Source organism: Variovorax sp. LARHSF232 (genome assembly GCF_052871435.1).
In genome coordinates, this window is record NZ_JBIXJS010000001.1 from 80090 (window position 1) to 104193 (window position 24104).

Here is a 24104-nt window from a genome sequence, read left to right on the forward strand (position 1 = left end):
CGGCCCCTTTCCCGGCGGTCCTACCAATGCGTTTCGGGGGCGAACCTACAGTCACTTCACGCCGGCAGGCAACTGCCGTTCGTTCCACCGACGCGAAGGAGTTCATGTATGAACAAGGACACCGTTCAAGGCAACTGGATGCAGTTCAAGGGCAAGATCAAGGAACAGTGGGGCAAGCTCACCGACGACGATTTCGACGTCATCGCCGGCAAGCGCGACCAGTTGCTGGGCCGCATCCAGGAGCGCCACGGCATCAGCCGCGAGGAAGCCGAGAAGCAGGTCAAGGATTGGGAAAGCCGCAATCCCGGCGCGTTCTTCGAAAAGAACTGAAGCCGACCCGAACAGCGAAAGGAGCAAAACCATGAAACGTCATCTCTTGATGCTTGCGATTGCATCGTGCTTTGCCGCGACCCAGGCGGTCGCGATGACGCAGGACGAGTACAAGGTCGCCAAGGAAAAGATCGAGGCCGACTACAAGATGGACAAGGCCAAGTGCGATGGCATGAAGGACAACGCCAAGGACGTCTGCCAGAAGGAAGCCGAAGGCAAGCAGAAAGTTGCCAAGGCCGAACTGGACCAGATGTTCATGCCCAGTGACGCCCGGGCCATGAAGGTCGAGCAAGAGAAGGTCGATGCCGCCTATGCGGTCGCCAAGGAAAAGTGCGACGACCAGACCGGCGACGCCAAGGCCGCCTGCGTAAAGCAGGTCAGGGCCGAGGAAAGCAAGAGCAAGGCCGACCTGCGGGCCGCGATGACGAAGAAGTGAGCCCGGCACGGCCACAACAAAGGGCGCCCGCGGGCGCCCTTTTTCTTCTGCCTCTTTTTCAGCCTGCGCGCAGCGCGTCAGCCACCGCCCGCAGTGCCGGCGGCAGCGGCACCGGCCGCTGCGTGGCGCGGTCCACGTAGACATGCACGAAATGCCCCTGCGCCGCCGCCGTCTGTGCGCCTTCAGCGAACAGGCCGATTTCATAGCGGATGCTGGAGCTACCGGCGTGGGCGACCCGAATGCCCGCCTCCACCGTCTGCGGAAAAGCCAGCGAGGCAAAGTAGTTGCAATGGGTTTCCACCACCAGGCCGATCACCTGGCCCTGTTGGATGTCGAGCGCGCCGCACTCGATCAGGTGGGCGTTCACCGCCGTGTCGAACCAGCCGTAGTAGACGACGTTGTTGACGTGGCCGTACATGTCGTTGTCGGCCCAGCGCGTCGGGATCGAGCGGAAGGCGCGGTAGCTGCTGCGAAGGTGGGGCGTGGGGCGGCTGCTCATGGCGGGCGATTCTGCCAGCGGGCCGGACAGCCACTCGGTTTTAGAAAGCCAACCCTAGATTGCTGCAATGCAGCAAAAAGGCCTTGATCCTGTCATCGGCCTGTCCCATACTTCACCCATGCTGCACCGCAACATGAATGCACGGGTAGCAGCTAACCAAGCGACTCGTCCTTCCTGTTTTTCACTCATTTTCCACTGGAGCACCCTCATGGCCCTGACCGCCGACCAAATCATCTCCGCCCAAAAAGCCAACCTCGAAACCCTGTTCGGCCTGACCACCAAGGCCTTCGAAGGCGTCGAGAAGATCGTCGAACTGAACGTCACCGCCTCCAAGGCTGCCCTGACCGAAGCCGCCTCCACCGCCCAGGCCGCCCTGGAAGTGAAAGACGTGCAAGAACTGCTGGCGCTGCAAGCCAGCCTGTTCCAGCCCCTGGCCGAAAAGACCGCTTCCTACAGCCGTCATCTGTACGATATCGCCCAAGGCACCGGCGCCGAGTTCGGCAAGGCTTTCGAAGCCAAGGCTTCCGAAGCGCAGCAGACCATCGTCGGCCTGATCGACAGCGCCTCCAAGAACGCCCCGGCCGGCTCGGAAACCGCCGTTGCCGTGCTCAAGAGCGCCGTGGCCGCTGCCAACAACGCGTTCGAATCGGTGCAAAAGGCCGTCAAGCAAGCTTCGGACGTGGCCGAAGCCAACTTCCAGGCCGTCTCGACCACGGCCGTGAACGCCGCCAAGAGCACCGCCCAGACCGCTTCGCGCAAGCGCTAAGCCCTACAAGTTGTCTCCTTGGGTCCCTCGGGATCCAATTGAGCCCCGTCTTCGGATGGGGCTCTTTTTTTTGCGGTGCCCACGCCTTCCATAATCGCCTCCTGCTTCAAGGAGACTTTCATATGCAAATCGAAGGCAAGGTATTCATCGTCACCGGCGGCGCGTCCGGCCTGGGCGAAGGCACGGCGCGCATGCTGGCGGGCGCCGGCGGCAAGGTGGTGATCGCCGACATGCAGGCCGACAAGGGCGAGGCGGTGGCCAAGGAAATCGGCGCCGCGTTCATCAAGTGCGACGTGAGCCAGGAGGCCGACGGCCAGGCGGCCGTGGCAGCCGCGCTCAAGCTCGGCAAGCTGGTCGGCCTGGTCAATTGCGCCGGCGTGGCGCCGGCCGAAAAGACCGTGGGCAAGAACGGCCCGCACGCGCTGGCCGTGTTCGCCAAGACCATCAGCGTCAACCTGGTGGGCAGCTTCAACATGATCCGCCTGGCGGCCGACGCCATGGCCAGGAACGAAGCGGAAGCCACCGGCGAGCGCGGCGTGCTGATCTCCACCGCCTCGATCGCGGCCTATGACGGCCAGATCGGCCAGGCCGCCTACAGCGCCTCCAAGGGCGGCATCGTGGGCATGACCCTGCCGATCGCCCGCGACCTGGCGCGCAGCGGCATCCGCAACATGACCATCGCCCCCGGCATCTTCGGCACGCCCATGCTCTTTGGCATGCCGCAGGAGGTGCAGGACGCCCTGGCCGCCAGCGTGCCCTTCCCCTCGCGCCTGGGCACCCCGCAGGACTACGCCAAGCTGGTGCGCCACATCCTGGAGAACGACATGCTCAACGGCGAGGTGATCCGCCTGGACGGCGCCATCCGCCTGGCGCCGCGTTAGGAGCCTACCGCTTGCTGCCGGGCGGCGACTCCATGTCGCGCCCGGCCTGGGCGCGCTTTTCCAGCCGCTCGTACTGGGCGATCACCTGGGCGCCGAACAGCAAAAGGGTCGCCGCGATCTCCAGGCTCAGCAGAACCACGATCGCGCTCGTCAGGGAGCCGTAGACGACGGTGACCTGCGACAGGGTCGAGAAGTACCAGATCAGCAACCGGCGCGTCAGCTCCCACAGCAAGGCAGCGGTCACGCCGCCCAGCAGGGCGTGGGTCAGCGACAGCCGCCCCACCGGCATGACCAGGTAGATCGAGGTCAGGAGGAAGATTTCGCCCGCGAGGCCCAGCAGGTACAGCAGCACGCCCGACACGCCCGACAGCGACCAGCTGCGCCCCAGAAAATCGATGCTTTCCTGCCCGATCACCTGCAGCGCCCCCGCCACCAGCGTGACCAGCAACAGCCCGGCGCACAGGCACACGATGTAGAGGTAGGGCATGACAGCCGAGACCAGGAAGTGGCGCGAGCGCTCCTGCCGGCGGTGATGGAAGATCACCGACATGGCGCTTTCCAGCACGGTGAAGGCCAGCGAACTGAAAAACAGCAAGGTGACCAGCAGCACCGGGCCGAGCACGTCACGGTGCAGCATGAAGTTGGCCAGCTCCCCCACCAGCGCCTTCGACTGCCCCGGCACCACCCATTCCAGGTAGCGCCCGACGGTGGCGAGCAGTTCCGCCTGGTCGATGAACCTCGACAGCGCCATCACGCTCAAAATCAGGAGCGGCACGATGGACAGCAGCGCGTAGTAGGCAACCGCCCCCGCCAGCAGCAACCCTTGATTGGCCCTGAAGGCCTTGGCCGCCTCCCAGGCAAAGCGCAAGGGATGCCGGATGGCGACAAGAAAGGGCTGCCTGCGGTTCATGCGGGAACGGGCTCCTTCGGGCCAGTATGTCACCGCCCGTTCGCCTCTGCGCCCCCTTGCGTATGATTTGAAGAGCCCGCCGCCCTCATGACCATTCCCGCCTCTTTCATCCAGGAGCTGATCGCTCGCGCCGACATCGTCGAGATCGTCGGCCGCTACGTGCCGCTCAAGAAGGGCGGGGCCAATTTCATGGGGCTGTGCCCCTTCCACGGCGAGAAGTCGCCCTCGTTCTCGGTGAGCCCGACCAAGCAGTTCTATCACTGCTTCGGCTGCGGGGCCCATGGCAATGCGATCGGCTTCCTGATGGAACATGCCGGCATGGGCTTTGTCGAGGCGGTGCACGACCTGGCCGGCCAGTATGGCCTGCAGGTGCCCGAGGACGACGCTTCGCCGCAGGACCGGGAACGCGCAGCCAAGGCGCGCGAAAAGCAGGTCACGCTGACCGGCGTGCTGGAAAAGGCTGGCGAGGCCTACCGGGCGCAGCTCAAGCGCTCCGACCGGGCCATCAACTACTTCAAGGGCCGCGGCCTGTCGGGCGAGATCGCCAAGCGCTTCGGCCTGGGCTATGCGCCCGAGGGCTGGCGCTCGCTGGCCAGCGTGTTCCCCAACTACGACGAACCCCTGCTGGTGGAAAGCGGCCTGGTGATCGTGGGCGAGGACGGCGAGGACAAGCGCTACGACCGCTTCCGCGACCGCGTCATGTTCCCGATCCGCAACATCAAGGGCGAATGCATCGGCTTCGGCGGCCGGGTGCTGGGCGACGAGAAGCCCAAGTACCTCAATTCGCCCGAGACGCCGGTGTTCAGCAAGGGCCGCGAGCTGTACGGCCTGTTCGAGGCGCGCCTTGCCCTGCGCGAACAGGGCTATGCCCTGGTGACCGAGGGCTACATGGACGTGGTGGCCCTGGCCCAGCTGGGCTTTCCCAACGCGGTCGCCACCCTGGGCACGGCCTGCACCAACGAGCACGTGCAGAAGCTCTTTCGCTTCACCGACTCGGTGGTGTTCAGCTTCGACGGCGACGCCGCCGGGCGGCGCGCGGCGCGCAAGGCGCTCGATGCCGCCCTGCCCTTTGCCAGCGACACCCGCACCATCAAGTTCCTGTTCCTGCCGGCCGAGCACGACCCGGACAGCTTCATCCGCGAGTACGGCGCCGACGCCTTCGCGCGCTTCGTCAACGAGGCGACGCCGCTGTCGCGCTTCATGATCGAGGCGGCCCGCGAAGGCTGCGACCTCGGCAGTGCAGAGGGCCGGGCCCACCTGAGCAGCAACGTGCGCCCGCTCTGGAGCGCCCTGCCCGAAGGCGCGCTCAAGCGCCAGCTGCTGGGCGAGATTGCCGGCATGGTGCAGCTGGGCGCGCAGGAGCTTGCCGAACTGTGGGCGCCGGCGGCGGCGCCACCGGGCCGGCGCGCGGCATCGATGGCGGATGACGCACCGCCGCCCTGGGACGGCCCTTCGAGCCCGCCCTGGGAAGGCGGCAGCGAGCGGCACTTCGACTACGGCAGCAGCAGCGGCGGCAAAAGCGGCGGCAGCCGCCGCACGGGCAGTTGGCGCGACCGCAGGCAAGGCCAGCGGCCGCCGCGGCCGCAGGGCCGGATCCGCCCGCCCAGTCGGCCGGAAGTGGCGGCGCGCCTGCTCTTGACCAACATGGCGCCCTGGGGCGGCCTGTCGCACGAGCTGCACACGGTGCTGTGCGAATTGCCGGGCGAGCTGGGCGAGCTGTTCCGCTGGCTCGACAGCCAATACCACGAGCACGGCAACCTGCCCTGGGCCGCCCTGCGCGAGGGCCTGCGCGACGTGGCCGTCGAGCCGCTGGCCCTGCGCCTCATGACCGGGCCGGACGGCGCCCCGGTGGGCGACATGGAAGAAGGGCCGGAAGCATCCGGCCAGGCCGGCGCCGACACGGCGGCCGAGCTCAAGGACGTGCTGGCCCGCATGCTGATCGAGCGCCTGGGCGCCCAATTGACGGAAACCGCCAGCGCTTTTGGCACCGATCCGACCGCGCCGGAGCGCTATCGAGCCCTGGAAGCGCGCCGCAGGGAACTCCAGGCGAGCCTGTAGGACCTAAATAAGGGTTTTCACCAGAAACACCGCGGAACTGCCTCCGCCAGGCCGCTGGTGTCGCCCCTTGAAGGGGAATCCGGAACGACACGAAGTGCGCAGAGATTCAGGGGTGGGTCAATTCCCTGCTTGAAAAAGCAGCAGGACGCTATAATGTAAGGCTTCGTGCATGGCCTAAAAGTCAGCACGAGCTGGCAAGAGCGACAGCAGCACCTCCGGGCCGGCCCCAAAGCGCAATGCATTCCCAAGACGGGATAAGGGCCAAATTACCGCAAGGACTGCACACCAAATGTTCGCCCTTTCATCTTGCCGGCGCACCGTGTACAGGGGTACTGCCAAGTCCCCCTTGCATCCTTGCATCTGTCCTATGCCCGCGCCGGGTTTGTGGCGCTGTGTGAATCCGCTTTTTTCTTGATGTTCGAGGTCGTATGCCCAGTACAAAGAAGCCTGCCGTTTCCGCCACGAAATCTGCCGCCGGCAAGAAGCCGTCCTCCCAGCCTGCCACCAAGCCGGCAAGCAAGACGGCGACCACAGCGTCCAAAAGCGCTGCGGTGAAGAAAGCCAAAACCGTGACCAGCAGCAGCACCACCAAAGCCACCCCCACCTCCGCCGAGCTGAAGAAGGCCGCCGACAAGATCATCGCCACCGCCGCCCCCGCCAAGAAGGTCGGCCGTCCGCCCAAGGCGGCCGGCACCGGCGCCGCCACCACGGGCGCCAAGCGCGGCCGCAAGCCCAAGGCAGCGGCCGAGGCGCCGGCGACCAGTGACATCGACCTGTCGGACATCGAGGAGGATCTGGCCGGTGAACCGGCAGCCGCCGGGACCCCGGAAAAGGTCAAGCCGCTTCGCATGAAGATCAGCAAGGCGAAGGAACGCGCCTTGATGAAGGAATTCGGCCTGGACGAAACCGTCCTGTCCGAAGAAGACCTGGCCAAGCGGCGCTCGCGCCTGAAGACCCTGATCACCCTGGGCAAGACGCGCGGCTACCTGACGCAAGGCGAAATCTCCGACCACCTGCCCGACAAGCTGGTCGACGCCGAGACCATGGAAGTCGTGGTCTCCATGCTCAACGACATGGGCGTGGCGGTCTACGAGCAGACGCCCGACGCCGAAACGCTGTTCCAGAACAACGTGGCGCCCACCGCCGCCACCGTGGAAGAAGCCGAGGAAGAAGCCGAAGCCGCCCTGTCCACCGTGGACAGCGAATTCGGCCGCACCACCGACCCGGTGCGCATGTACATGCGCGAAATGGGCACGGTCGAGCTGCTCACGCGCGAAGGCGAAATCGAGATCGCCAAGCGCATCGAAGGCGGCCTGATGGACATGATGCAGGCCATCTCGGCCTCGCCTGCCACCATCGCCGAGATCCTGCGCCTGGGCCAGGAAATCCGAGACGGCAAGGTTGTCATCTCGACCGTGGTCGACGGCTTCTCCAACCCGAACGAGGCCGACGACTACGTGGCCGAAGAAGACTTCGACGAGTTCGACGAAGACGACGACGACGACGGCAACGGCGGCTCCAAGGCCCTGACCAAGAAGCTGGAAGAGCTCAAGCGCGAGGCCCTCGCCCGCTTCGACCGCATGGCCGAGCTGTTCGAGAAGGTCCACAAGATCTATGACAAGGAAGGCTACGGCACGCCCGCCTACCTGAAGACGCAGAAGGCGCTGTCGGATGAGCTGATGACCATCCGCTTCACCGCCCGCACCATCGAGAAGCTGTGCGACATGGTGCGCACCCAGGTGGACGACGTGCGCAAGAAAGAGCGCGAGCTGCGCCGCATCATCGTGGACAAGTGCGGCTTCCCGCAGGAAGACTTCATCCGCGACTTCTCCGGCTACGACAAGAAGGGCCAGCGCGTCGCTTCGAACCTGCTCAACCTGAAGTGGGTCGAGAAGCAGGCCGCCGCCGGCAAGTCCTGGAGCGTGGTGATGCAACGCAACATCCCGCCGGTGCAGGAACTGCAGCAGAAGCTCGCCGACATCCAGTCGCGCGTGGTGGTGCCGCTGGCCGAGCTCAAGGACATCAACAAGCGCATGAACCAGGGCGAATCGTCCTCGCGCGATGCCAAGAAGGAAATGATCGAGGCCAACCTGCGCCTCGTGATTTCCATCGCCAAGAAGTACACCAACCGCGGCCTGCAGTTCCTCGACCTCATCCAGGAAGGCAACATCGGCCTGATGAAGGCGGTCGACAAGTTCGAATATCGCCGTGGCTACAAGTTTTCGACCTACGCCACCTGGTGGATCCGCCAGGCCATCACGCGCTCGATCGCCGACCAGGCACGCACCATCCGCATCCCGGTGCACATGATCGAGACCATCAACAAGATGAACCGCATCAGCCGCCAGCACCTGCAGGAGTTCGGCTTCGAGCCCGATGCCGGCATCCTGGCCGCCAAGATGGAGATCCCCGAGGACAAGATCCGCAAGATCATGAAGATCGCCAAGGAGCCGATCTCGATGGAAACGCCCATCGGCGACGACGACGATTCGCACCTGGGCGACTTCATCGAGGACAGCACCAACACCGCGCCGATCGACGCCGCCATGCAGGCCGGCCTGCGCGACGTGGTCAAGGACATCCTGGACAGCCTGACGCCGCGCGAAGCCAAGGTGCTGCGCATGCGCTTCGGCATCGAGATGAGCACCGACCACACGCTGGAAGAAGTGGGCAAGCAGTTCGACGTGACGCGCGAGCGCATCCGCCAGATCGAAGCCAAGGCGCTGCGCAAGCTCAAGCACCCGAGCCGCTCGGACAAGCTGCGCAGCTTCATCGATACGCTGTAAGCTCCTTCCGGCCCGACCGGAGCCCAAGAGCCCGGCCCCCGCGCAAGCGGGTGCCGGGCTTTTTCTTTGCCCGAACAAGAACGGAGAACGTTTGCCATGAACCCCGATGCCGCAATCATCTGGAAGGCGCCGCGCTGGGCGCTGGCCGTGCTGCTGGCGTTGCTGGGCATGCTGGGGCCCTTTTCCATCGACACCTACATCCCGGCCTTTTCCGGCATCGCCGATTCGATCGGCGCCAGCCCGGTCGAGATGCAGCAGACCCTGTCGGCTTACCTGTTCGGCTTCGCCTTCATGAACCTGTTCCATGGCGCGCTGTCCGACAGCTTCGGGCGCCGACCGGTGGTGCTGTGGGGGCTGGTGGTGTTCACCCTCGCCTCGCTGGGCTGCGCGCTGTCGCAGACCATCGGCCAGCTGGTGTTCTTCCGCGCGCTGCAGGGCATGGCGGCGGGCGCCGGCATCGTGGTCTCGCGCGCTGTCATCCGCGACATGTTCCCGCCGGCCGAAGCGCAGCGGGTGATGAGCCAGGTGACCATCTACTTCGGCGTGGCGCCGGCCATCGCGCCGATCATCGGCGGCTTCCTGTTCGTGCACCTGGGCTGGCACAGCATCTTCTGGTTCCTGGTGGGCGTGGGCGTGCTGCTGTTCGCTTTCAACTGGCGCCTGCTGCCCGAGACCCTGCACCTCAACCAGCGACAGCCTTTCCATCCCAGCCACCTGCTGCGCGGCTATTGGGCGCTGTGCTCGGACCCGCGCTTTTTGCTGCTGGCGCTGGCCAGCGGCGTGCCCTTCAACGGCATGTTCCTCTACGTGCTGTCGGCGCCCGCCTTCCTGGGCGAGCACCTGCAGCTGGCGCCCACTCAGTTCTTCTGGTTCTTCGTGCTCACCATCGGCGGCATCATGCTGGGGGCCTGGCACAGCGGGCGCAAGGCCGGCAACGTGCGGCCCAAGCGGCAGATCCGCGACGGCTTCCTGATCATGCTGCTGACCTCCATCGTGAACGTGACGGCCAACGCGATCTTCCCGGCGCACATGAGCTGGGCGCTGTGGCCCGTATGCATCTTTGCCTACGGCTGGGCCCTGATGGTGCCGGTCGTCACCCTGCTGGTGCTGGACCTGCACCCCGAGCGGCGCGGCATGGCCTCGTCATTGCAGGCGGTGATCGGCGCGGTGGCCAACGGCGTGGTGGCCGGCGCGGTGGCGCCGCTGGTGATGCACTCCACCCTGCTGCTGGCGCTCACCTCCTTCGCCATGATGTCGGTGGGGCTGGTCGCGTGGTTCTGGCTGCGCCGCCGCTGGCCGGAAATCGGGCGCGAGCACGCGGTCTGACCGCCTGAACTAGCGCGCGACGCCCAGCAGGCGCCCCAGCACTTCCGGCTGCGCGCGCAGCACCGCCGCACGCTCGGCATGCACGACGGTGCCGTGGTCCAGCACCACCGCTTCGTCCGAGATCGCCAGGATCGCCTGCGGATGCTGCTCCACGATGATGGCGGCCAGGCCTTCCTCGCGGGCGATGCGGCGAATGGCGCGCAGCAGCTCTTCCACGATGATGGGGGCCAGGCCCTCCAGCGGCTCGTCCAGCAGCAGCAGGCGCGGGTTGAGCACCAGCGCGCGGCCCACGGCCAGCATCTGCTGCTCGCCGCCCGACAGCTGCGTGCCCAGGTTGCCTTTGCGCTCGGCCAGGCGCGGGAACATCTCGTACACGCGTGCCGCGCTCCACTGGCCGGGACGCTCCACCGCCGTCAGGTTCTCGTGCACCGTGAGCGACTTGAAGATATTGCGCTCTTGCGGCACCCAGCCGATGCCAGCCGCCGCGCGCTGATGCGGCGCCAGCTTGTGCAGGGGCTGGCCGGCCAGTCGGATGCTGCCGCCGTGCTGGCGCGTCACGCCCGCCAGGGTGTTGATCAAGGTGGTCTTGCCGGTGCCGTTGCGGCCCAGCAGCGCCAGGGTCTGGCCCTCGCCCAGCCGGAGCGAGACGTCATGGATGACCACTGCCTCGCCATACCCGGCGCTGAGCGCTTCGATTTGCAGGAGAAGCTCAGCCATGCGCCGCCACCTCCCCATGGCCCAGGTAGACCTCTTTCACCTTCGGGTCGTTGGCAATGGCGTCGGGGTCGCCCTCGGTCAGAAGGGTGCCGTTGACCAGCACCGTCATGCGGTCGGCAAAGCTAAATACCAGGTCCATGTCGTGTTCGATCAGCAGCACCGAGACATCGGCCGGCAGCGCACCCACGGTCTGCAGCAATTCCTCGCGCTCGCCCGCCGGCACGCCGGCCACCGGTTCGTCCAGCAGCAGCACGCGCGGCTCGCAGGCCAGCGCGATGGCAATTTCCAGCAGGCGGCGCTTGCCGTAGGCCAGGTGGCGCGTCTGCACATGGGCCACGTCGACGAGCCGAAACTGCTCGAGCAGCTGTTCAGCGCGTTCGGTCACCGCTTTCGAGTTCCCCAGTGCCTGCCACCACTGGCGGCCGACCCCCTTGTGCTGCGACACCACCAGCGCCAGCGTCTCCAGCGGCGTCATGGAGTCGAACAGCTGGTTGATCTGGAAGGTGCGCACCATGCCGCGGGCCACACGCTGATGCGGCGCCAGCCGGGTGATGTCTTCGCCCAAGAGCTCGATGCGGCCCTCGGTGGGCGTGAGCACGCCGGTCAGCAGGTTGATCAGGGTGGTCTTGCCGGCCCCGTTGGGGCCGATCAGCGCATGCCGCGCGCCCGGGCGCAGCTGCAGCGAGACGTTGTTGGTGGCGGTGATGCCGCCGAAGCGCATCACCAGGCCGCTGGCAGAAAGCACCGGACTCGCGCTCATGCCTTCGCTCCGTTTTTGCGGCCAAGCCACGTCCAGGGCCGCAGCAAGCGCTCGCGCCCGACCAGCACCAGCAGCACCAGGATCAGGCCGATCCAGAACATCCAGTACTGCGGCGTCACGGCCGACAGCCAGTCCTGCAGCACCTTGAACACGATGGCGCCGGCCACGCCGCCATAGAGCCACCCAACGCCGCCGATCACCAGCATCAGCATCACGTCGGCCGAGCGGTCGAAGGCCAGCACGTCGAGCGAGGCGAAGCCGGTGGTCTGCGCCAGCAAGGCACCGGCGGCGCCGGCCACCGCGGCGGCCACGGTATAGATCACCGCCAGGCGCGAGATCACCGGAATGCCGATGGCCATGGCGCGCAGCCGGTTGTCGCGGATCGCCTTGAGCGTGGCGCCGAAGGGCGAATGCACGATGCGACGCATGAAGAGAAAGAGCACGAAGGCCACCGAAATCGAATACCAGGCGGCCGTGCGGCCGAACAGGTCGAACTCGAACAGGCCCAGCACCGGCCCCATCACCACGCCCTGCAGGCCATCGGCGCCGCCGGTGAGCCAGTCCAGCTTGTTGGCCAGTTCCAGCAGCAGCAAGGCGGTGCCCAGCGTGACCATGAGGCGCGTCAGGTCGGTGCCGCGCAGGATGGTGACGCTGGCCAGCGCGCCCAGCACGGCCGACAGCGCGATCGCCACCACCAGGCCCACCGTCGGGTCGGGCATCACATGCTTGGCGAACAGCGCAGCCACGTAGGCGCCGAAGCCGAAGAAAGCCGCGTGGCCCAGCGACACGATGCCGGTGTAGCCCAGGATCAGGTCGAGCGACATCGCGAACAGCGCGACGATGGCGATCTCGTTGATCATCAGCGCGTGCGAAGGCATGACGAGCGGCAGCGCAAAGGCCAGCGTCCACAGCGCGAATTCCCAGAGGCGCCAGCGCGCATTGCGCAGCAGCGCAGACTGCATGGCAGAAGGAGCACCCATCACTTGGCCCCCTTGCGCGTGAACAGACCCTGCGGACGCCACAACAGAATGACGATCATCAGCAGATAGACGGTGAATGCCCCCATCTTGGGGATGAAGTACTTGCCCGCCACGTCCGCAATGCCCAGCAGCAGCGCCGCCAGCAGCGGCCCGGTGATGGAGGAGGTGCCGCCCACCGAGACCACGATCAGGAAATAGATCATGCATTTCAGCGGGAAGGTCGGGTCCAGCCCCAGGATCTCGGCGCCCAGCGCGCCGCCCAGGCCCGCCAGCCCGGAGCCCACCGCGAAGGTCAGCAGGAACACCACGTTGACGTTGATGCCCAGGCCCGAGGCCACGCGCGGGTCATCCACCGCCGCGCGCAGCCGGCTGCCGAAGCGGGTGCGGGAGAGGATGAGCTGCAGCACCACGGTGAGCACCGCGCACACCGCGATGATGAAGATGCGGTAGTGGCCCATGCCCAGCTGCAGGGCGCCGTCGCCGATCTCGCTGCGGCCACGCAGCCACTCGGGCAGATGGATGTTCTGCTGCGAGGAGCCGACGAAATAGTCGACGGCCGCCACCGCCATGAAGGCCAGGCCGATCGAGAACAGCACCTGGTCCAGGTGCGGCTTGCCGTACATGGGCCGGTACAGGGTGCGTTCCAGCAGCGCGCCGGCCACGCCCACCACGACGAACGCAAGCGGCAGGCAGGCCAAAAATGGCACGCCCAGCTTCTGCATCGCAAACACGGTGAGGTAGCCGCCGGCCATGGCGAAGGCGCCGTGGGCCAGGTTGATGAAATTCATCAGGCCGAGCGTCACGGCCAGACCGACCGCGAGGACGAACAGCAGCATGCCGTAGGCGATGCCATCGAAAAGAATGGTGAGCATGTCTGCTGTACGCCGCCTCAGTTCTGCTTTTCTTTACCGGGATCTTTCACGGCCTTGATGACGTCGAACTCCACGTTGTAGAGCTGGCCGTTCTTCTTCTCGACCTTGCGCAGGTACACGTCCTGCACCACGTCGCGCGTCTGCGCGTCGATCAGCACCGGGCCGCGCGGGCTTTCGAAGATCTGGCCCTTCATGGCGGCCAGCAGCGCGTCGCCGCCGCCCTTGCCCTTGGTGGCCTTGAGCGCCTCATAGATCACGCGCATGCCGTCATAGCCGCCGATGCCCATGAAGTTGGGGCGCATGCCCTTGTTGGCCTTCTGAAAGGCTTCGACGAACTTCTTGTTCGTAGGCGAGTTGTGGTCGGCCGAGTAGTGGTGGGTGGTGACCACGCCCAGCGCGCCGTCGCCCATGTCGTTGAGCTGATCGTCGTCCGTCACGTCGCCCGTGGCGATCAGACGGATGCCGGCCTTGTCCATGCCGCGCTCGACAAACTGCTTCATCACCGCCGCGCCGGCGCCCGAGGGCACGAAGACGAACAGGGCATCGGGCTTGGCGTCGCGCACCTTCTGCAGGAATGGGGCGAAGTCGGGGTTGCGCAGCGGCACACGCAGCTTCTCGATCACCTTGCCGCCGTTGAGCGTGAAGCGCTCGCTGAAGAACTTCTCGGCGTCGTTGCCCGGGCCGTAGTCGGTGACCAGGGTCACGACCGACTTGATGCCGTTCTTGGGCGCCCAGTCGCCCATCGCCACCGACACCTGCGGCAGCGTGAAGCTCGAGCGCACGATGTAGGGCGAGGCGTTGGTGATGGCCGACGTGGCGGCCGCCATCACCACCATCGGCGTCTTCGACTGGGTGGCCAGCGGCGCGGTGGCCATGGCCGAGGGCGTGATGCCGAAGCCGGCCAGCACGTCCACCTTCTCGTTGACGATCAGTTCCTGCGCCAGCCGCTTGGTCACGTCCGGCAGGCTGGTGTCGTCCTTGATGATGAGCTCGACCTTGCGCCCTGCCACCGTGTCGCCGTTCTGCGCCATGTACAGGCGCGCCGCCGCCTCGATCTGGCGGCCGGTGCTGGCCTGCTGGCCGGTCATGGGCAGCACCAGGCCGATCTTGAACGGAGCGCCTTGCGCCAGTGCCAGCGGCGCGGCCAGCGCAAGTGCGGTCAGGCCGGTGGCCTGGATGAGATGACGGCGTTTCATGATGGAGTTCTCCTTTATCAGAGGGAAGGCAATGCCCACCCATTTTCAACAATTTGCAACAGTCACGATTCGCCGCAATCACCTAAGCGGCGTGCATTGCTGCGCGCTGTCCGGGCAACTTGCGCGATGATCGCGCAGACAGGAAAGCGTCAGTCGGGCCGGTAGGCCGAGTCGATCGTGAGCGTACCCACCGCGCGCGACACGCAGGCGCAGATGCGGGTGTTGGCCTTCTTTTCGTGCTCGCCCAGGAAGACGTCGCGGTGGTCGATCTCGCCGTCGACGGCCAGCACATCCAGCGCGCACAAGCCGCATTCGCCACGCCGGCAATCCCACAAGGTCTGCACGCCGGCGGCTTCCAGCGCCTCCAGCAGGGTGGTGCTGGCCGGCACCTCGATGGCTAGACCGTGCCGGGGCACCCGCAGCCTGAAGGCCTGGGTGGGCAGGCGGCCGCTGCTGCCGAAGGTCTCGAAGCGCAGGTCGGCCAGCGGGCGCCCCGCCTCGCTCCAGGCGCGCTTGACGGCTTCCAGCATCGGCACCGGGCCGCAGGTGTACAGCTGCGCGCCGGCGGGCAGCCGCGCAATCTCGGCCGCAAAGTCGATGGGCGCGACGCCGACATGCGCAACCACGCACTCGCCAAGCGCGGCCTGCAGCTCGGGCAGGTAGGCCAGCTCGTCCTGGCTGCGCGCGCCGTAGAGCATGCGCACGCTGGCGCCGCTGCGCTGCGCGAGTTGCGCCAGCCGCTGCGCCATGAACACCAGCGGCGTGATGCCGATGCCACCGGCCACCACCAGGTAGGCCGGCGCGTTCAAGTCCAAGGAAAAGTGGCTTTGCGGCTCGCTCACCAGCAGCCGGTCGCCCACCGCCAGTCGCCACATGGCCAGCGAGCCGCCGCGGCCGTCGTCCATCCGCTTCACGGCGATGCGCCAGGCCTGGCCGTCCGGTTCGCCCACCAGCGAATAGGAGCGCGTCTGCATGCGCCCTCCGGCCAGCACCTGCACCTGCAGATGGGCGCCGGGATCGTGCGGCGCGGCCAGGCCCGAATCGGGACGGATCAGGAGCTCGCGCACCGTGGGTGTCATGTCGCGCGTGGCGGCGATGCGCGCCGGCATCCAATGAATCTCGCTCTTCATGTCTCTCTTCTTGTTCAGCTGCGGCGTCGGATCAGCTGCACGCCCGGCAGGGAATGATCGACCGTGCCATGCAGGGCCTCGCGCAGGTTGCGCCGCGCGATGCGGCTGTGCTCGCGCATCAGCGCCTCGGCGCGGGCGCCCTCGCGTGCCTCGATGGCATCCAGCACCTGGGTGTGCTGGTCCTGTGCGATCACCAGCATGTCGCGCGCGGCCGGCGAGTTGGCCTGCACCACCACGAAGGCCGAAGGCGAGGCAAACGGCAGGTTGACGGCACGCTCCAGCTGCTGGGCAATCAGCGGACTGCCCGACATCTCGGAAAGCAGCGCATGGAACTGCTCGTTGGAGGCCACGTAGCGCGAGAAGCCTGCATCGTCCAGCGCGCTTTCGCGCAGCAGCTCGTCGATGCGCGCCAGGCAGGCGCGCGCCTCGCGCAGCACCACCGGCGGCGCGCCGCGCTCGGCCGCCAGCCGCGCCGCCAGGCCTTCCAGGGTGCCACGCAGCTCGATGGCGTCGGACACGTCGCGCTCGGAAAATGTGCGCACCGCGTAGCCGCCGTTGGGCAGGGCTTCGAGCAGGCCTTCCTGCTCCAGCCGCATGAGGGCGCTGCGCACCGGCGTGCGTGAAACGCCCAGCATCTCGGACACCGCCACTTCGGCGATGCGGGTGCCGCCGGCCAATTCGCCGGCCAGGATCAGCTCGCGCAGGCGTAGCTGCGCTTTCACCGCCTGCGAGCCGCCGGGCTCGACGACATCCGGAACCGGTGCCGCGTTCATGCCTGCGCCCGCTCGGGCTGGATCGCAATGGTGGGCATGCGCGGCTGCTCGCACTCGATCATCCGGTCGATCAGGCGGCGCGCCCACATCGAGCCGGCGTCGATGTTGAGGTTGTAGAAGGTGTGATCGGGCCGCTCGTCCATGGCGCGCTGCTGGGCCTCGAGCACCACCTCGTCCTCGCGGAAGATGCCGGCCACGCCTTCGCGCAACTCGTGCGTCAGGCGCTGCTCACCCAGGCAATAGTTGCGCGCGAAGGCCCAGAAGTACAGGCAGGTCTTGTCGGTCTCCGGCGTGATGGTGTTGAGCACGTAGCCATTCACGCCCTTGCTGCGGTCGCCGCTCGACGCGCCCGTGGGCACCGCGCCGCTGCCGGCCTCGGCCACGCCGACGTCGATGTTCACCGTGCAGGGCGCCTCGAAGCGGATGATCTGCCAACGGTCGACCTTGCCCTGGTAGCCGCGCGCATGGCGGATCTGCCCGGCCCAGAAGGGCGGCGCGTCGATGGCCTCCATCCAGCGCGTGACGGTGGCGGAACGGTCGCCGTGGGTGGCGACGAAGGGCGCCTCGGCCACCGCGCGGTTGCCGATGGAGGAGCCGTGCACGAAGGTCTCGTGCGTCAGGTCCATCAGGTTGTCGACCACCAGGCGGTAGTCGCAGTTGACGCGAATCATCTTGCCGTCGCCCGCCCATTGCGGGTCGTCGTTCCAGTGCATGTCGGGCACCAGCGCCGGGTCGGCCTTGGCCGGGTCGCCGGGCCAGACCCAGACGAAGCGGTGCTTCTCCACCACCGGAAAGCTGCGCACGCAGGCGGCAGGGTTGAGCGTCTCCTGGCTGGGCATGTGGGTGCAGCGGCCCTGGCTGTTGTAGACCAGGCCATGGTAGCCGCAGACCAGCTCGTCACCCTCCAGCCGGCCCAGCGACAGCGGCATCAGCCGGTGCCAGCAGGCGTCTTCCAGCGCCGCGACCTGGCCGTCGGTGCGGCGAAACAGCACCAGCTTCTGCTTGCAGACGGTGCGAGACAGCAGGGCGTGCCTGACCTCCACGTCGTAGGCGGCGGCATACCAGGCGTTCAACGGAAAAGATGGACTCGTCGCGGCATTCATGGATACTCACTGTATACAGTGAAACGCCAAAGTCCAGCCAAAGTACGCGAATCAAGGGTAATTACGGAATTAAATGTATACATTGCGCTGCCTCTCAGAGCGTATACGATCGTTTTTCAACTGTTTCCCAGCCTGCACGGAGTCCACTCATGTCCCAGCACGCCCACCTGCCCGCCCGCTTTGACCATGTCGGCAGTTTCCTGCGCCCCAAGTACCTGCTGGAGGCGCGCGAGAAGAAGGCCAACGGCGAAATCAGCGCCGAGCAGCTTCGTGAAGTCGAAGACAAGGCCATCACCGAAATCGTGAAGTTCCAGGAGGACATCGGCCTCAAGAGCATCACCGACGGCGAGTTCCGCCGCACCTATTTCCACATCGATTTCCTGGAGCAGCTGGGCGGCGTGAAGACCGACATCCCGGTCACCATCCGAAAGCCCGACGGCACCGAGGAGCTGGCGCCGCCGGTGATGCGCGTGCTGGACAAGGTCACGCACGCCAAGCAGATCCAGCTGGCCGACTTCCAGTACCTGAAGAGCCAGGTGTCCAAGGGCAACACGCCCAAGGTGACCATCCCCTCGCCCACCATGCTGCACTTTCGCGGCGGGCGCGCGGGCATCAGCAAGACGGCCTACCCGGAACTCGAGCCCGATTTCTACGACGACGTGGCCAAGGCCTATGGCGACGAGCTGCGCTCGCTGGCCGCGGCCGGCTGCACCTACGTGCAGATGGACGACACCAACCTGGCTTATCTATGCGACGAGCACATGCGCGAGGCAGCACGCCAGCGCGGCGACGATCCCAACGAGCTGCCGCACCGCTACGCCAAGTTCATCAACAAGGTGGTGGCGCAGAAGCCGCCGGGCATGCTCCTGGCCATGCACCTGTGCCGCGGCAACTTCAAGAGCACGCACGCGGCGGCCGGCAACTACGAGCCGGTGGCCGAAGCCCTCTTGAAGGAGATGGACCTGGACGCCTACTTCATGGAATACGACGACGCCCGCTCGGGCGACTTCAAGCCGCTGCGCTACCTGCCCAAGGGCAAGACGGTGGTGCTGGGCCTGGTCACCACCAAGTTCGGCGAGATGGAAGACAAGGACGAGCTCAAGCGCCGCATCGAGGAGGCCACCAAGTACGCCCCGCTCGAGCAGCTGGCGCTGTCGCCGCAATGCGGCTTCTCCAGCACGGTGCACGGCAACAACATCGCGGTGGAGGCGCAGCGCGCCAAGCTGCGCCTGGTGGTCGAGACGGCGCAGGAGGTTTGGGGTTCCACCTGAGCTCCCAGGGCCGGGCGTTGCCCGAAGGCGTCGATTCATGTTGAACTCGGGGCCATGAAAAAAACCACGCTCTACTCCGGCCCCCTCAGCCTCTTCGGCGCCAAGGCGCAGATCGCGGCGCTCGAGAAGGGGCTGGATTTCGAGCTGGTCATGGTCCCCTTCGACCAGGGCGACAACTATCAGCCCAAGCACCCCGAGGTGCTGCGCGTCAACCCGAAGGCGCAGGTGCCGGTGCTGGTCGACGACGAGGTCGAGATCTTCGATTCGACCCAGATCTTCGAATACCTGGAAGACCGCTACCCCAACCCGCCCCTGTGGCCGCGCGAGGTTGCTGCGCGCGCCCGGGCGCGCCAGCTGGAACTGCGCGCCGACGAGGTCTTTTTCCCGCAGGTCTACAAGCTCTTCGGCCTGCAGGACGATATGCAAAGCGCCCCAGCACGCGCCGCCTGCGCGGCCTGCGAGCGCATCTACGGCGAGCTGGAGCAGCTGCTGCTGCAAGGCCGCGAGTACCTGGCCGGCCCTTACTCATTTGCCGACATCGCCTTCTACATGGCTTGCGTGTTTGCCGACCGCAAGGGGGCGGGCATGAGCGATGCCCGGCCGCCCGAAGGCGCGAAAGCCCCCTCGGGGGGCAGCAAGCCACACGAAGTGGGCGAGCGTGGGGGCCAGATGAGCGATGCCACGCCGCGTCTGATCGCCTGGCGCGAACGCGTAGGCGGGCGACCCGCGGTGCGCGCGGTGGTCGATCCCATGATGCGCTTCCTCGCCTCCCACGGCCGCGGCGTGCCGGCCTTCCTGCAGCGCTGAAGCAGCCCGCCATGGCGGATTCCCTGTTCGACTGGCTCCCTTCGCCCTCCCAGCATTTTCTCGTCGTCGCCGTCGCCCTGCTGGTCTACGTGCTGACCACGCGCGCGCAACGCCAGCAGCGCGCGCCCACCACCGCCATTGCCTGGGTGATGGCGCTGGTGCTGCTGCCCTACGTGATGCTGCCGATCTACCTGCTGTTCGGCCAGCGCAAGCTGCGTCCGGCCGGCTCGCCGCGGCCGCCGCGTTCGTCGCCGGCCAGCCACTGGGCCGCCGAACTCATCGAAAGCTTCGGCCTGGCGCCGCCCAGCCCCTGCGACATCCGCATGCATGCGGACGGCACCGACGCCCGCGCAGCGCTTTGGGAGGTGATCGAGGGGGCGCGCGAGCGGCTGGACGTGGGCACCTTCATCATCGGCACCGACGCTTTCGGACAAGACGTGCTCTCGCGCCTGGTGCGGCGTGCGCGCGAAGGCGTCAAAGTGCGCGTGCTGCTGGACGGCTTTGGCGCCCTGAGCCTGCCGCGCCGCCACTTCGAGCAGCTGCGCGAAGCCGGCGGCGACGTGGCGGTGTTCCGCCCGCTGTTCAGCCTGCGCCACACCGGCCCGCGCAACCTGCGCAACCACCGCAAGCTGGCCATTGCCGACGACCAGTGGCTGTGGTCGGGCGGGCGCAACCTGGCGGGCGAATACTTCTGCGGAAACGAGCACTACCCGCAGCCCTGGCTCGACCTGTCTTTCGACCTGCGGGGCAATGTGGCGGCGGCCGCGGCGCGCCAGTTCTCGCACGACTGGGCCTCGGTGCGCAAGCGCAAGCCGCGCAGCATCCCCGATCTGGCGCAGCCGCGCGGCGGCAATCTGGCGCAGTTCCTGCCGAGCGGCCCCGATCAGACCGAAGACACGGCCCTGGCCCTGCTCATCGACGCCAGCTTTCGCGCCCAGCACCGGCTGCTGGCCATCACGCCCTACTTCGTACCGGGCGACGGCCTGCGCGATGCGCTGCGGCTGGCCGCACGCCGCGGGGTGCAGGTCACCATCGCCATTCCGCAGGTGTCCAACCATCACCTGGCCGACTTCGTGCGCTCGCGCGCCATGCGCGACCTGGCGCGCGCCGGCGTCACCTTTCGCATGCTGCCCTTCATGGTGCATGCCAAGGCGGTGGTGGTGGACGAAGACCTGGCCCTGTGCGGCAGCATCAACCTGGACGGGCGCAGCCTTCTGCTCAATCACGAGTCGGCCGTGGTCTTCTACGACCCGAAGGAAATCGACTGGCTGGCTCACTGGATCGAGACCACCGCTTCGGCCGGCGAAACCTTCCGCGCCCGCCGGCCCAGCCTGGCGCGCGACCTGGCCGAGGGCCTGCTGCTGACCATCGCCTTTCAGGTCTGATCTGAAGAAGTAGAGCGCGGCCGTTGCCGGTTCGTGAAGCTGGCGTTGCCCAGGCCCGTGCCGATGGTGAGCACCGCCCAGTGCTTCACGTCCTGCATGAAGGGCAGCTCGCTCAGCCCCTGCACCACCGCATCGTTGTGCAGCAGCACCAGCACCGGCTCTTTGTGGATGCTGGGCAGCAGCTTGGCCAGGGCGCTGGGCAGGTGGAAGTTGTCGTTGGCCCAGTCGCCCGGCATGTTCTGCGCGCCGCGCGCAATCGAGCCGTCTTCGCGGATCAGCCCCGGGCAGGCGATGCCCACGAAGGGCGCCAGCGCGATTCGCTTCTTGCGCGCATGGGCGATCAGTTCGTGCAGCATGTCGGCGATGCCCTGCAGCAACTGCTTGCGCGGCGGCGCGTCGTCGGCGTGGCGCCACTTGTGCCGGCGCAGCACGCGGGCGCGCGACATGTCGGGGGCCTTCGCGCGCCGCATCTGGACGATGCCGCAGCGCACGTTGGTTCCGCCGATGTCCACCGCCAGGATGGCTTCGTACTGTTCGATCATGTCGGGCGGCGCCAGGTGCACCCAGCCGATCAGGCCGCCGTCGTCCACTTCGTGGGCGAGGCGCGCCAGCTGCACCGGGCACTGCGCATGGTGCAGGATGGCCGCCGCCTGCAGCACCGCGCGCTCGCCCACGCCGCTGCCCGGAAAACCGCCGCCCACCACGATGCGCTGCACCTTGCGCCAGGACTTCTGGCGCAGGTAGCGCCGGATCACATGGGTGAGCTCGAGCGAAAACTCCTCGATCGCCGCATGCACCAGATCGCCGGCCTCGGTGGCGCGGCGTTGCTGGATGGCCTGGTCGAGCTCCTTCTTCTCGATCTCGTGGCTGGGCACCTTGCCCAGCGGATCCTTGCCGCGGCGCGAACGCAATCGCTTGCGCCAGCGCTCGAGCAGGGCGCGAAAGGCGGTCTGGCTGGCCTGGTCGCCGACAAAGCCGTCCTCGTCGCGCAGCTCGAGGCTGTAGCTCTCGATGACGACCGAAGGCAGGCGCATCACACCGTGCCGCACATCGTCCGCCGGGTGAGCGCGCGCTGCCTCATGGAGCGCTTTTGGCATGTGCGCACTGTGGTCCTGTTCGCTCCGGCCCCGCATCGGCCGGCCGCACCATTGCATGTAGGAGGCTGGCCTGCCCGTGCCCACCAACCTTTACACTGCCCGCGATGCATTGGCCCCGCCTTCACGCCTGGCTTGCCGCGGTGTTCGCTTCCGTGCTGCTGTGCCTTGCTGCGGCACCCGCATCGGCGCAGGGCGAGCCCTTGCGTGTCGGCTCCAAGCGCTTCACCGAGTCCTACATCCTTGCCGAGCTGCTGGCCCAGAGCGCCGCGCCCGTGCTGCCATCGCCGCCGGTGGTGCGCCAGGGCCTGGGCAATACGGCCATCGTCTACGAGGCGCTGCGCTCGGGCGCCATCGACCTGTATGCCGAGTACACCGGCACCATCGCGCTGGAGATCCTCAAAGGGCCGGCCGACATGTCGCGCGAGCAGATGCAGGCCGGCCTGGCAGCGCTGGGGCTGGGCCTGGGACCTTCGCTGGGCTTCAACGACGGCTACGCGCTGGCCATGCGCGCCGCCGATGCCAAGCGCCTGGGCATCCGCAGCCTGAGCGACCTGGCGCGCCATCCCGAACTGAAGCTGGGCCTGTCCAACGAATTCATCGGTCGCGCCGACGGCTGGGGCGGCCTGGCCCGGCGCTATGGCCTGCCGCACAAGCCGACCGGCCTGGACCACGGCCTGGCCTACGACGCCATCACCGCCAAGCAGATCGACGTGATGGACATCTACACCACGGACGCCAAGATCGATCACCTGGGCCTGGCGGTGCTGCAGGACGATCGCGCCTACTTCCCGCGCTACGACGCGGTGGTGCTGCACCGGCTCGACGTGCCGCAGCGCTTTCCCAAGGCCTGGGCTGCCATGGCCGCGCTGCAGGGCCGCATCGACGAACGCGCCATGATCTCGATGAACGCGCGCGCCGAACTGCAGGGCGCGCCCTTCGACGCCATTGCGCGCGACTTCCTGGCCCAAGGCCAGGCCGGCGGCGCGGCGCAAGCCAGCCGCGGCTTTGCCGCCAAGCTGTTCGGAGCGGACCTGGGGCGCCTGGCGCGCCAGCACCTGCTGCTGGTGGCCGTGTCGGTCGGCCTCGCCATGCTGGTTGCGGTGCCGCTGGGTATCTGGATCTTTCCGCGCCAGCGCGTGCGCGCGCTGGTGCTGGGCGTCACCGGCCTCATGCAGACCATTCCCTCGCTGGCACTGCTGGCGGTGCTGATCTCCTTGCTGGGCATCATCGGCACCCTGCCGGCGCTGATCGCGCTCACCCTCTATTCGCTGCTGCCGATCATGAGCAACACGGTGGCCGGCCTGGCCGAGGTGCCCCAAGGCCTGCGCCAGGCCGGCACCGCGCTGGGCATGACGCACGCGCAGAACCTGCGCCTGGTGCAGCTGCCGATCGCCCTGCCCACCTTGATCGCCGGTGTGCGCACCGCCACCGCCATTGCGATCGGCACCGCCACCATTGCGGCCTTTGTCGGCGCCGGCGGCTTTGGCGAGCGCATCGTCACCGGCCTGGCCCTCAACGACCGCGACCTGCTGCTGGCCGGCGCACTGCCGGCCGCGGCGCTGGCGCTGCTCAGCGAGGCGCTGTTCGAGACGGTCGAATGGTGGTTGCGGCGGCGCCGCCACAAGCAGCCGGGCAGCTAGGCGTCGTCACCACGCGCGGGTCAAATGGGAGGTCGTTTACTTCGCGGGGCAAGTGATGACGCACAGCTGATAGGCGTCGTGGCGGGCTCGAAACACCACAGGAAGGTCAAGGGGCGTGCCCCGAACTGCCTCAGTTTGAGGCGTAACTGCCAGCCCCAGGGCAAAGGCAAGCGCTCAGCCGTTGCGCTTGAAGCGCGTCTTGATCGCGCTGCCCATATAGCTCACCGCAAGCCAGGTCAGCAAGAAGGCTCCCGTCTCGAGCATGAAGCTGTGAAACTTGTAGAACATCTCGGCGACGGCGAAGGACAGCAGCAACGGAACCGCCTCGTCGATCAAGGCGCGTTTGACGCCGGCATTGCGGATGAGCGTGTACATCTGCTT

At 67.0% G+C, this 24104-nt stretch carries 23 protein-coding genes; 11 read left to right on the forward strand and 12 right to left on the reverse strand.

Going from position 1 to position 24104, the window contains the following annotated elements; genetic code table 11:
* Positions 1-108 precede the first annotated feature (108 nt).
* Both ACIPRI_RS00425 and ACIPRI_RS00430 read left to right on the forward strand, forming a co-directional pair.
* Positions 109-330 carry a CsbD family protein gene (locus ACIPRI_RS00425; RefSeq protein WP_446587355.1) on the forward strand — a complete coding sequence of 74 codons (222 nt, stop codon included), beginning with the start codon at positions 109-111 and terminating at the stop codon, positions 328-330.
* Positions 331-361: 31 nt separating this feature from the next.
* On the forward strand, positions 362-766 hold the full coding sequence (locus tag ACIPRI_RS00430) for a hypothetical protein (RefSeq protein ID WP_446587357.1): 405 nt from the start codon (positions 362-364) through the stop codon (positions 764-766).
* Positions 767-824: 58 nt separating this feature from the next.
* Here ACIPRI_RS00430 and ACIPRI_RS00435 read toward each other — a convergent pair whose 3' ends face one another.
* The gene (locus tag ACIPRI_RS00435) at positions 825-1265 is read right to left on the reverse strand and encodes an acyl-CoA thioesterase (protein WP_446587359.1); all 441 of its coding nucleotides are present in this window, start codon (positions 1263-1265) and stop codon (positions 825-827) included.
* A gap of 208 nt (positions 1266-1473) precedes the next feature.
* Between ACIPRI_RS00435 and ACIPRI_RS00440 the strand changes: the two genes are divergently transcribed.
* Together ACIPRI_RS00440 and ACIPRI_RS00445 are read left to right on the forward strand one after the other, a co-directional pair.
* On the forward strand, positions 1474-2031 hold the full coding sequence (locus ACIPRI_RS00440; RefSeq protein ID WP_446587361.1) for a phasin family protein: 558 nt from the start codon (positions 1474-1476) through the stop codon (positions 2029-2031).
* A gap of 122 nt (positions 2032-2153) precedes the next feature.
* Positions 2154-2912 (forward strand): 3-hydroxyacyl-CoA dehydrogenase, encoded by a 759-nt coding sequence (locus tag ACIPRI_RS00445; RefSeq protein WP_446587363.1) that lies wholly within the window; start codon positions 2154-2156, stop codon positions 2910-2912.
* A gap of 4 nt (positions 2913-2916) precedes the next feature.
* Here the strand turns inward: ACIPRI_RS00445 and ACIPRI_RS00450 are convergent, their stop codons facing one another.
* Positions 2917-3822 (reverse strand): YihY/virulence factor BrkB family protein, encoded by a 906-nt coding sequence (locus tag ACIPRI_RS00450; RefSeq protein ID WP_446587365.1) that lies wholly within the window; start codon positions 3820-3822, stop codon positions 2917-2919.
* Positions 3823-3909: 87 nt separating this feature from the next.
* On the opposite strand from ACIPRI_RS00450, the gene dnaG reads away from it, so the two are divergent.
* The 3 genes from dnaG to ACIPRI_RS00465 all read left to right on the forward strand — a co-directional run bounded on the left by dnaG (position 3910) and on the right by ACIPRI_RS00465 (position 9992).
* A complete protein-coding gene (gene dnaG / locus ACIPRI_RS00455; protein WP_446587367.1) occupies positions 3910-5880 on the forward strand; it encodes a DNA primase in 1971 nt (656 codons plus the stop codon).
* Positions 5881-6308: 428 nt separating this feature from the next.
* Entirely contained in the window at positions 6309-8666 is a 2358-nt protein-coding gene (gene rpoD / locus ACIPRI_RS00460; RefSeq protein ID WP_446587369.1) for an RNA polymerase sigma factor RpoD, read from the forward strand.
* A gap of 96 nt (positions 8667-8762) precedes the next feature.
* A complete protein-coding gene (locus ACIPRI_RS00465) occupies positions 8763-9992 on the forward strand; it encodes a multidrug effflux MFS transporter (protein ID WP_446587371.1) in 1230 nt (409 codons plus the stop codon).
* Positions 9993-10001: 9 nt separating this feature from the next.
* Here the strand turns inward: ACIPRI_RS00465 and ACIPRI_RS00470 are convergent, their stop codons facing one another.
* The 8 genes from ACIPRI_RS00470 to ACIPRI_RS00505 all read right to left on the reverse strand — a co-directional run bounded on the left by ACIPRI_RS00470 (position 10002) and on the right by ACIPRI_RS00505 (position 17523).
* The gene (locus ACIPRI_RS00470; protein ID WP_446587373.1) at positions 10002-10709 is read right to left on the reverse strand and encodes an ABC transporter ATP-binding protein; all 708 of its coding nucleotides are present in this window, start codon (positions 10707-10709) and stop codon (positions 10002-10004) included.
* A complete protein-coding gene (locus ACIPRI_RS00475; protein ID WP_446587375.1) occupies positions 10702-11469 on the reverse strand; it encodes an ABC transporter ATP-binding protein in 768 nt (255 codons plus the stop codon). Before ACIPRI_RS00475 ends, ACIPRI_RS00470 begins: the two co-directional genes overlap by 8 nt.
* Positions 11466-12449, reverse strand: coding sequence for a branched-chain amino acid ABC transporter permease (locus ACIPRI_RS00480; protein ID WP_446587377.1), 984 nt, complete (start codon positions 12447-12449; stop codon positions 11466-11468). Before ACIPRI_RS00480 ends, ACIPRI_RS00475 begins: the two co-directional genes overlap by 4 nt.
* Positions 12449-13321 (reverse strand): branched-chain amino acid ABC transporter permease, encoded by an 873-nt coding sequence (locus ACIPRI_RS00485; protein WP_446587379.1) that lies wholly within the window; start codon positions 13319-13321, stop codon positions 12449-12451. The genes ACIPRI_RS00480 and ACIPRI_RS00485 overlap by 1 nt, the downstream gene beginning before the upstream one ends.
* A 17-nt stretch (positions 13322-13338) precedes the next feature.
* Complete coding sequence (locus ACIPRI_RS00490; protein WP_446587381.1) at positions 13339-14517, reverse strand: ABC transporter substrate-binding protein; 1179 nt, start codon at positions 14515-14517, stop codon at positions 13339-13341.
* 149 nt (positions 14518-14666) lie between these two features.
* Positions 14667-15647, reverse strand: a complete 981-nt coding sequence (locus ACIPRI_RS00495; protein WP_446587383.1) for a PDR/VanB family oxidoreductase — start codon at positions 15645-15647, stop codon at positions 14667-14669.
* A 14-nt stretch (positions 15648-15661) separates the two neighbouring features.
* Positions 15662-16420 (reverse strand): GntR family transcriptional regulator, encoded by a 759-nt coding sequence (locus tag ACIPRI_RS00500; RefSeq protein ID WP_446587385.1) that lies wholly within the window; start codon positions 16418-16420, stop codon positions 15662-15664.
* On the reverse strand, positions 16417-17523 hold the full coding sequence (locus tag ACIPRI_RS00505) for an aromatic ring-hydroxylating dioxygenase subunit alpha (RefSeq protein WP_446587387.1): 1107 nt from the start codon (positions 17521-17523) through the stop codon (positions 16417-16419). The genes ACIPRI_RS00500 and ACIPRI_RS00505 overlap by 4 nt, the downstream gene beginning before the upstream one ends.
* Positions 17524-17672: 149 nt before the next feature.
* On the opposite strand from ACIPRI_RS00505, the gene ACIPRI_RS00510 reads away from it, so the two are divergent.
* From ACIPRI_RS00510 to ACIPRI_RS00520, 3 genes are read left to right on the forward strand one after another with little or no spacing between them, the layout of a single operon-like run.
* The gene (locus ACIPRI_RS00510) at positions 17673-18794 is read left to right on the forward strand and encodes a 5-methyltetrahydropteroyltriglutamate--homocysteine S-methyltransferase (RefSeq protein WP_446587389.1); all 1122 of its coding nucleotides are present in this window, start codon (positions 17673-17675) and stop codon (positions 18792-18794) included.
* Between the two features lie 54 nt (positions 18795-18848).
* Positions 18849-19601, forward strand: coding sequence for a glutathione S-transferase family protein (locus ACIPRI_RS00515; RefSeq protein ID WP_446587391.1), 753 nt, complete (start codon positions 18849-18851; stop codon positions 19599-19601).
* Between the two features lie 11 nt (positions 19602-19612).
* The gene (locus tag ACIPRI_RS00520) at positions 19613-20986 is read left to right on the forward strand and encodes a phospholipase D-like domain-containing protein (RefSeq protein ID WP_446587393.1); all 1374 of its coding nucleotides are present in this window, start codon (positions 19613-19615) and stop codon (positions 20984-20986) included.
* Here ACIPRI_RS00520 and ACIPRI_RS00525 read toward each other — a convergent pair.
* Positions 20977-22083, reverse strand: a complete 1107-nt coding sequence (locus ACIPRI_RS00525; RefSeq protein WP_446587395.1) for an ROK family protein — start codon at positions 22081-22083, stop codon at positions 20977-20979. The genes ACIPRI_RS00520 and ACIPRI_RS00525 overlap by 10 nt on opposite strands.
* Before the next feature lie 104 nt (positions 22084-22187).
* Between ACIPRI_RS00525 and ACIPRI_RS00530 the strand changes: the two genes are divergently transcribed.
* Complete coding sequence (locus ACIPRI_RS00530; protein WP_446587397.1) at positions 22188-23723, forward strand: glycine betaine ABC transporter substrate-binding protein; 1536 nt, start codon at positions 22188-22190, stop codon at positions 23721-23723.
* Positions 23724-23897: 174 nt separating this feature from the next.
* On the opposite strand, the gene ACIPRI_RS00535 is transcribed toward ACIPRI_RS00530, so the two are convergent.
* Positions 23898-24098 (reverse strand): hypothetical protein, encoded by a 201-nt coding sequence (locus tag ACIPRI_RS00535; protein WP_446587399.1) that lies wholly within the window; start codon positions 24096-24098, stop codon positions 23898-23900.
* Positions 24099-24104 lie beyond the last annotated feature (6 nt).

Bases quoted from the DNA above. Each gene is read 5' to 3' on its own strand.
- ACIPRI_RS00425 (WP_446587355.1), top strand. From the start codon at position 109: ATGAACAAGGACACCGTTCAAGGCAACTGGATGCAGTTCAAGGGCAAG.
- ACIPRI_RS00430 (WP_446587357.1), top strand. From the start codon at position 362: ATGAAACGTCATCTCTTGATGCTTGCGATTGCATCGTGCTTTGCCGCG.
- ACIPRI_RS00500 (WP_446587385.1), bottom strand. From the start codon at position 16,420: ATGAACGCGGCACCGGTTCCGGATGTCGTCGAGCCCGGCGGCTCGCAG.
- ACIPRI_RS00440 (WP_446587361.1), top strand. From the start codon at position 1,474: ATGGCCCTGACCGCCGACCAAATCATCTCCGCCCAAAAAGCCAACCTC.
- ACIPRI_RS00465 (WP_446587371.1), top strand. From the start codon at position 8,763: ATGAACCCCGATGCCGCAATCATCTGGAAGGCGCCGCGCTGGGCGCTG.
- ACIPRI_RS00505 (WP_446587387.1), bottom strand. From the start codon at position 17,523: ATGAATGCCGCGACGAGTCCATCTTTTCCGTTGAACGCCTGGTATGCC.
- ACIPRI_RS00470 (WP_446587373.1), bottom strand. From the start codon at position 10,709: ATGGCTGAGCTTCTCCTGCAAATCGAAGCGCTCAGCGCCGGGTATGGC.
- ACIPRI_RS00495 (WP_446587383.1), bottom strand. From the start codon at position 15,647: ATGAAGAGCGAGATTCATTGGATGCCGGCGCGCATCGCCGCCACGCGC.
- ACIPRI_RS00515 (WP_446587391.1), top strand. From the start codon at position 18,849: ATGAAAAAAACCACGCTCTACTCCGGCCCCCTCAGCCTCTTCGGCGCC.
- rpoD (WP_446587369.1), top strand. From the start codon at position 6,309: ATGCCCAGTACAAAGAAGCCTGCCGTTTCCGCCACGAAATCTGCCGCC.
- ACIPRI_RS00525 (WP_446587395.1), bottom strand. From the start codon at position 22,083: ATGCCAAAAGCGCTCCATGAGGCAGCGCGCGCTCACCCGGCGGACGAT.
- ACIPRI_RS00485 (WP_446587379.1), bottom strand. From the start codon at position 13,321: ATGCTCACCATTCTTTTCGATGGCATCGCCTACGGCATGCTGCTGTTC.
- ACIPRI_RS00490 (WP_446587381.1), bottom strand. From the start codon at position 14,517: ATGAAACGCCGTCATCTCATCCAGGCCACCGGCCTGACCGCACTTGCG.
- dnaG (WP_446587367.1), top strand. From the start codon at position 3,910: ATGACCATTCCCGCCTCTTTCATCCAGGAGCTGATCGCTCGCGCCGAC.
- ACIPRI_RS00520 (WP_446587393.1), top strand. From the start codon at position 19,613: ATGGCGGATTCCCTGTTCGACTGGCTCCCTTCGCCCTCCCAGCATTTT.
- ACIPRI_RS00535 (WP_446587399.1), bottom strand. From the start codon at position 24,098: ATGTACACGCTCATCCGCAATGCCGGCGTCAAACGCGCCTTGATCGAC.
- ACIPRI_RS00450 (WP_446587365.1), bottom strand. From the start codon at position 3,822: ATGAACCGCAGGCAGCCCTTTCTTGTCGCCATCCGGCATCCCTTGCGC.
- ACIPRI_RS00510 (WP_446587389.1), top strand. From the start codon at position 17,673: ATGTCCCAGCACGCCCACCTGCCCGCCCGCTTTGACCATGTCGGCAGT.
- ACIPRI_RS00475 (WP_446587375.1), bottom strand. From the start codon at position 11,469: ATGAGCGCGAGTCCGGTGCTTTCTGCCAGCGGCCTGGTGATGCGCTTC.
- ACIPRI_RS00445 (WP_446587363.1), top strand. From the start codon at position 2,154: ATGCAAATCGAAGGCAAGGTATTCATCGTCACCGGCGGCGCGTCCGGC.
- ACIPRI_RS00530 (WP_446587397.1), top strand. From the start codon at position 22,188: ATGCATTGGCCCCGCCTTCACGCCTGGCTTGCCGCGGTGTTCGCTTCC.
- ACIPRI_RS00435 (WP_446587359.1), bottom strand. From the start codon at position 1,265: ATGAGCAGCCGCCCCACGCCCCACCTTCGCAGCAGCTACCGCGCCTTC.
- ACIPRI_RS00480 (WP_446587377.1), bottom strand. From the start codon at position 12,449: ATGGGTGCTCCTTCTGCCATGCAGTCTGCGCTGCTGCGCAATGCGCGC.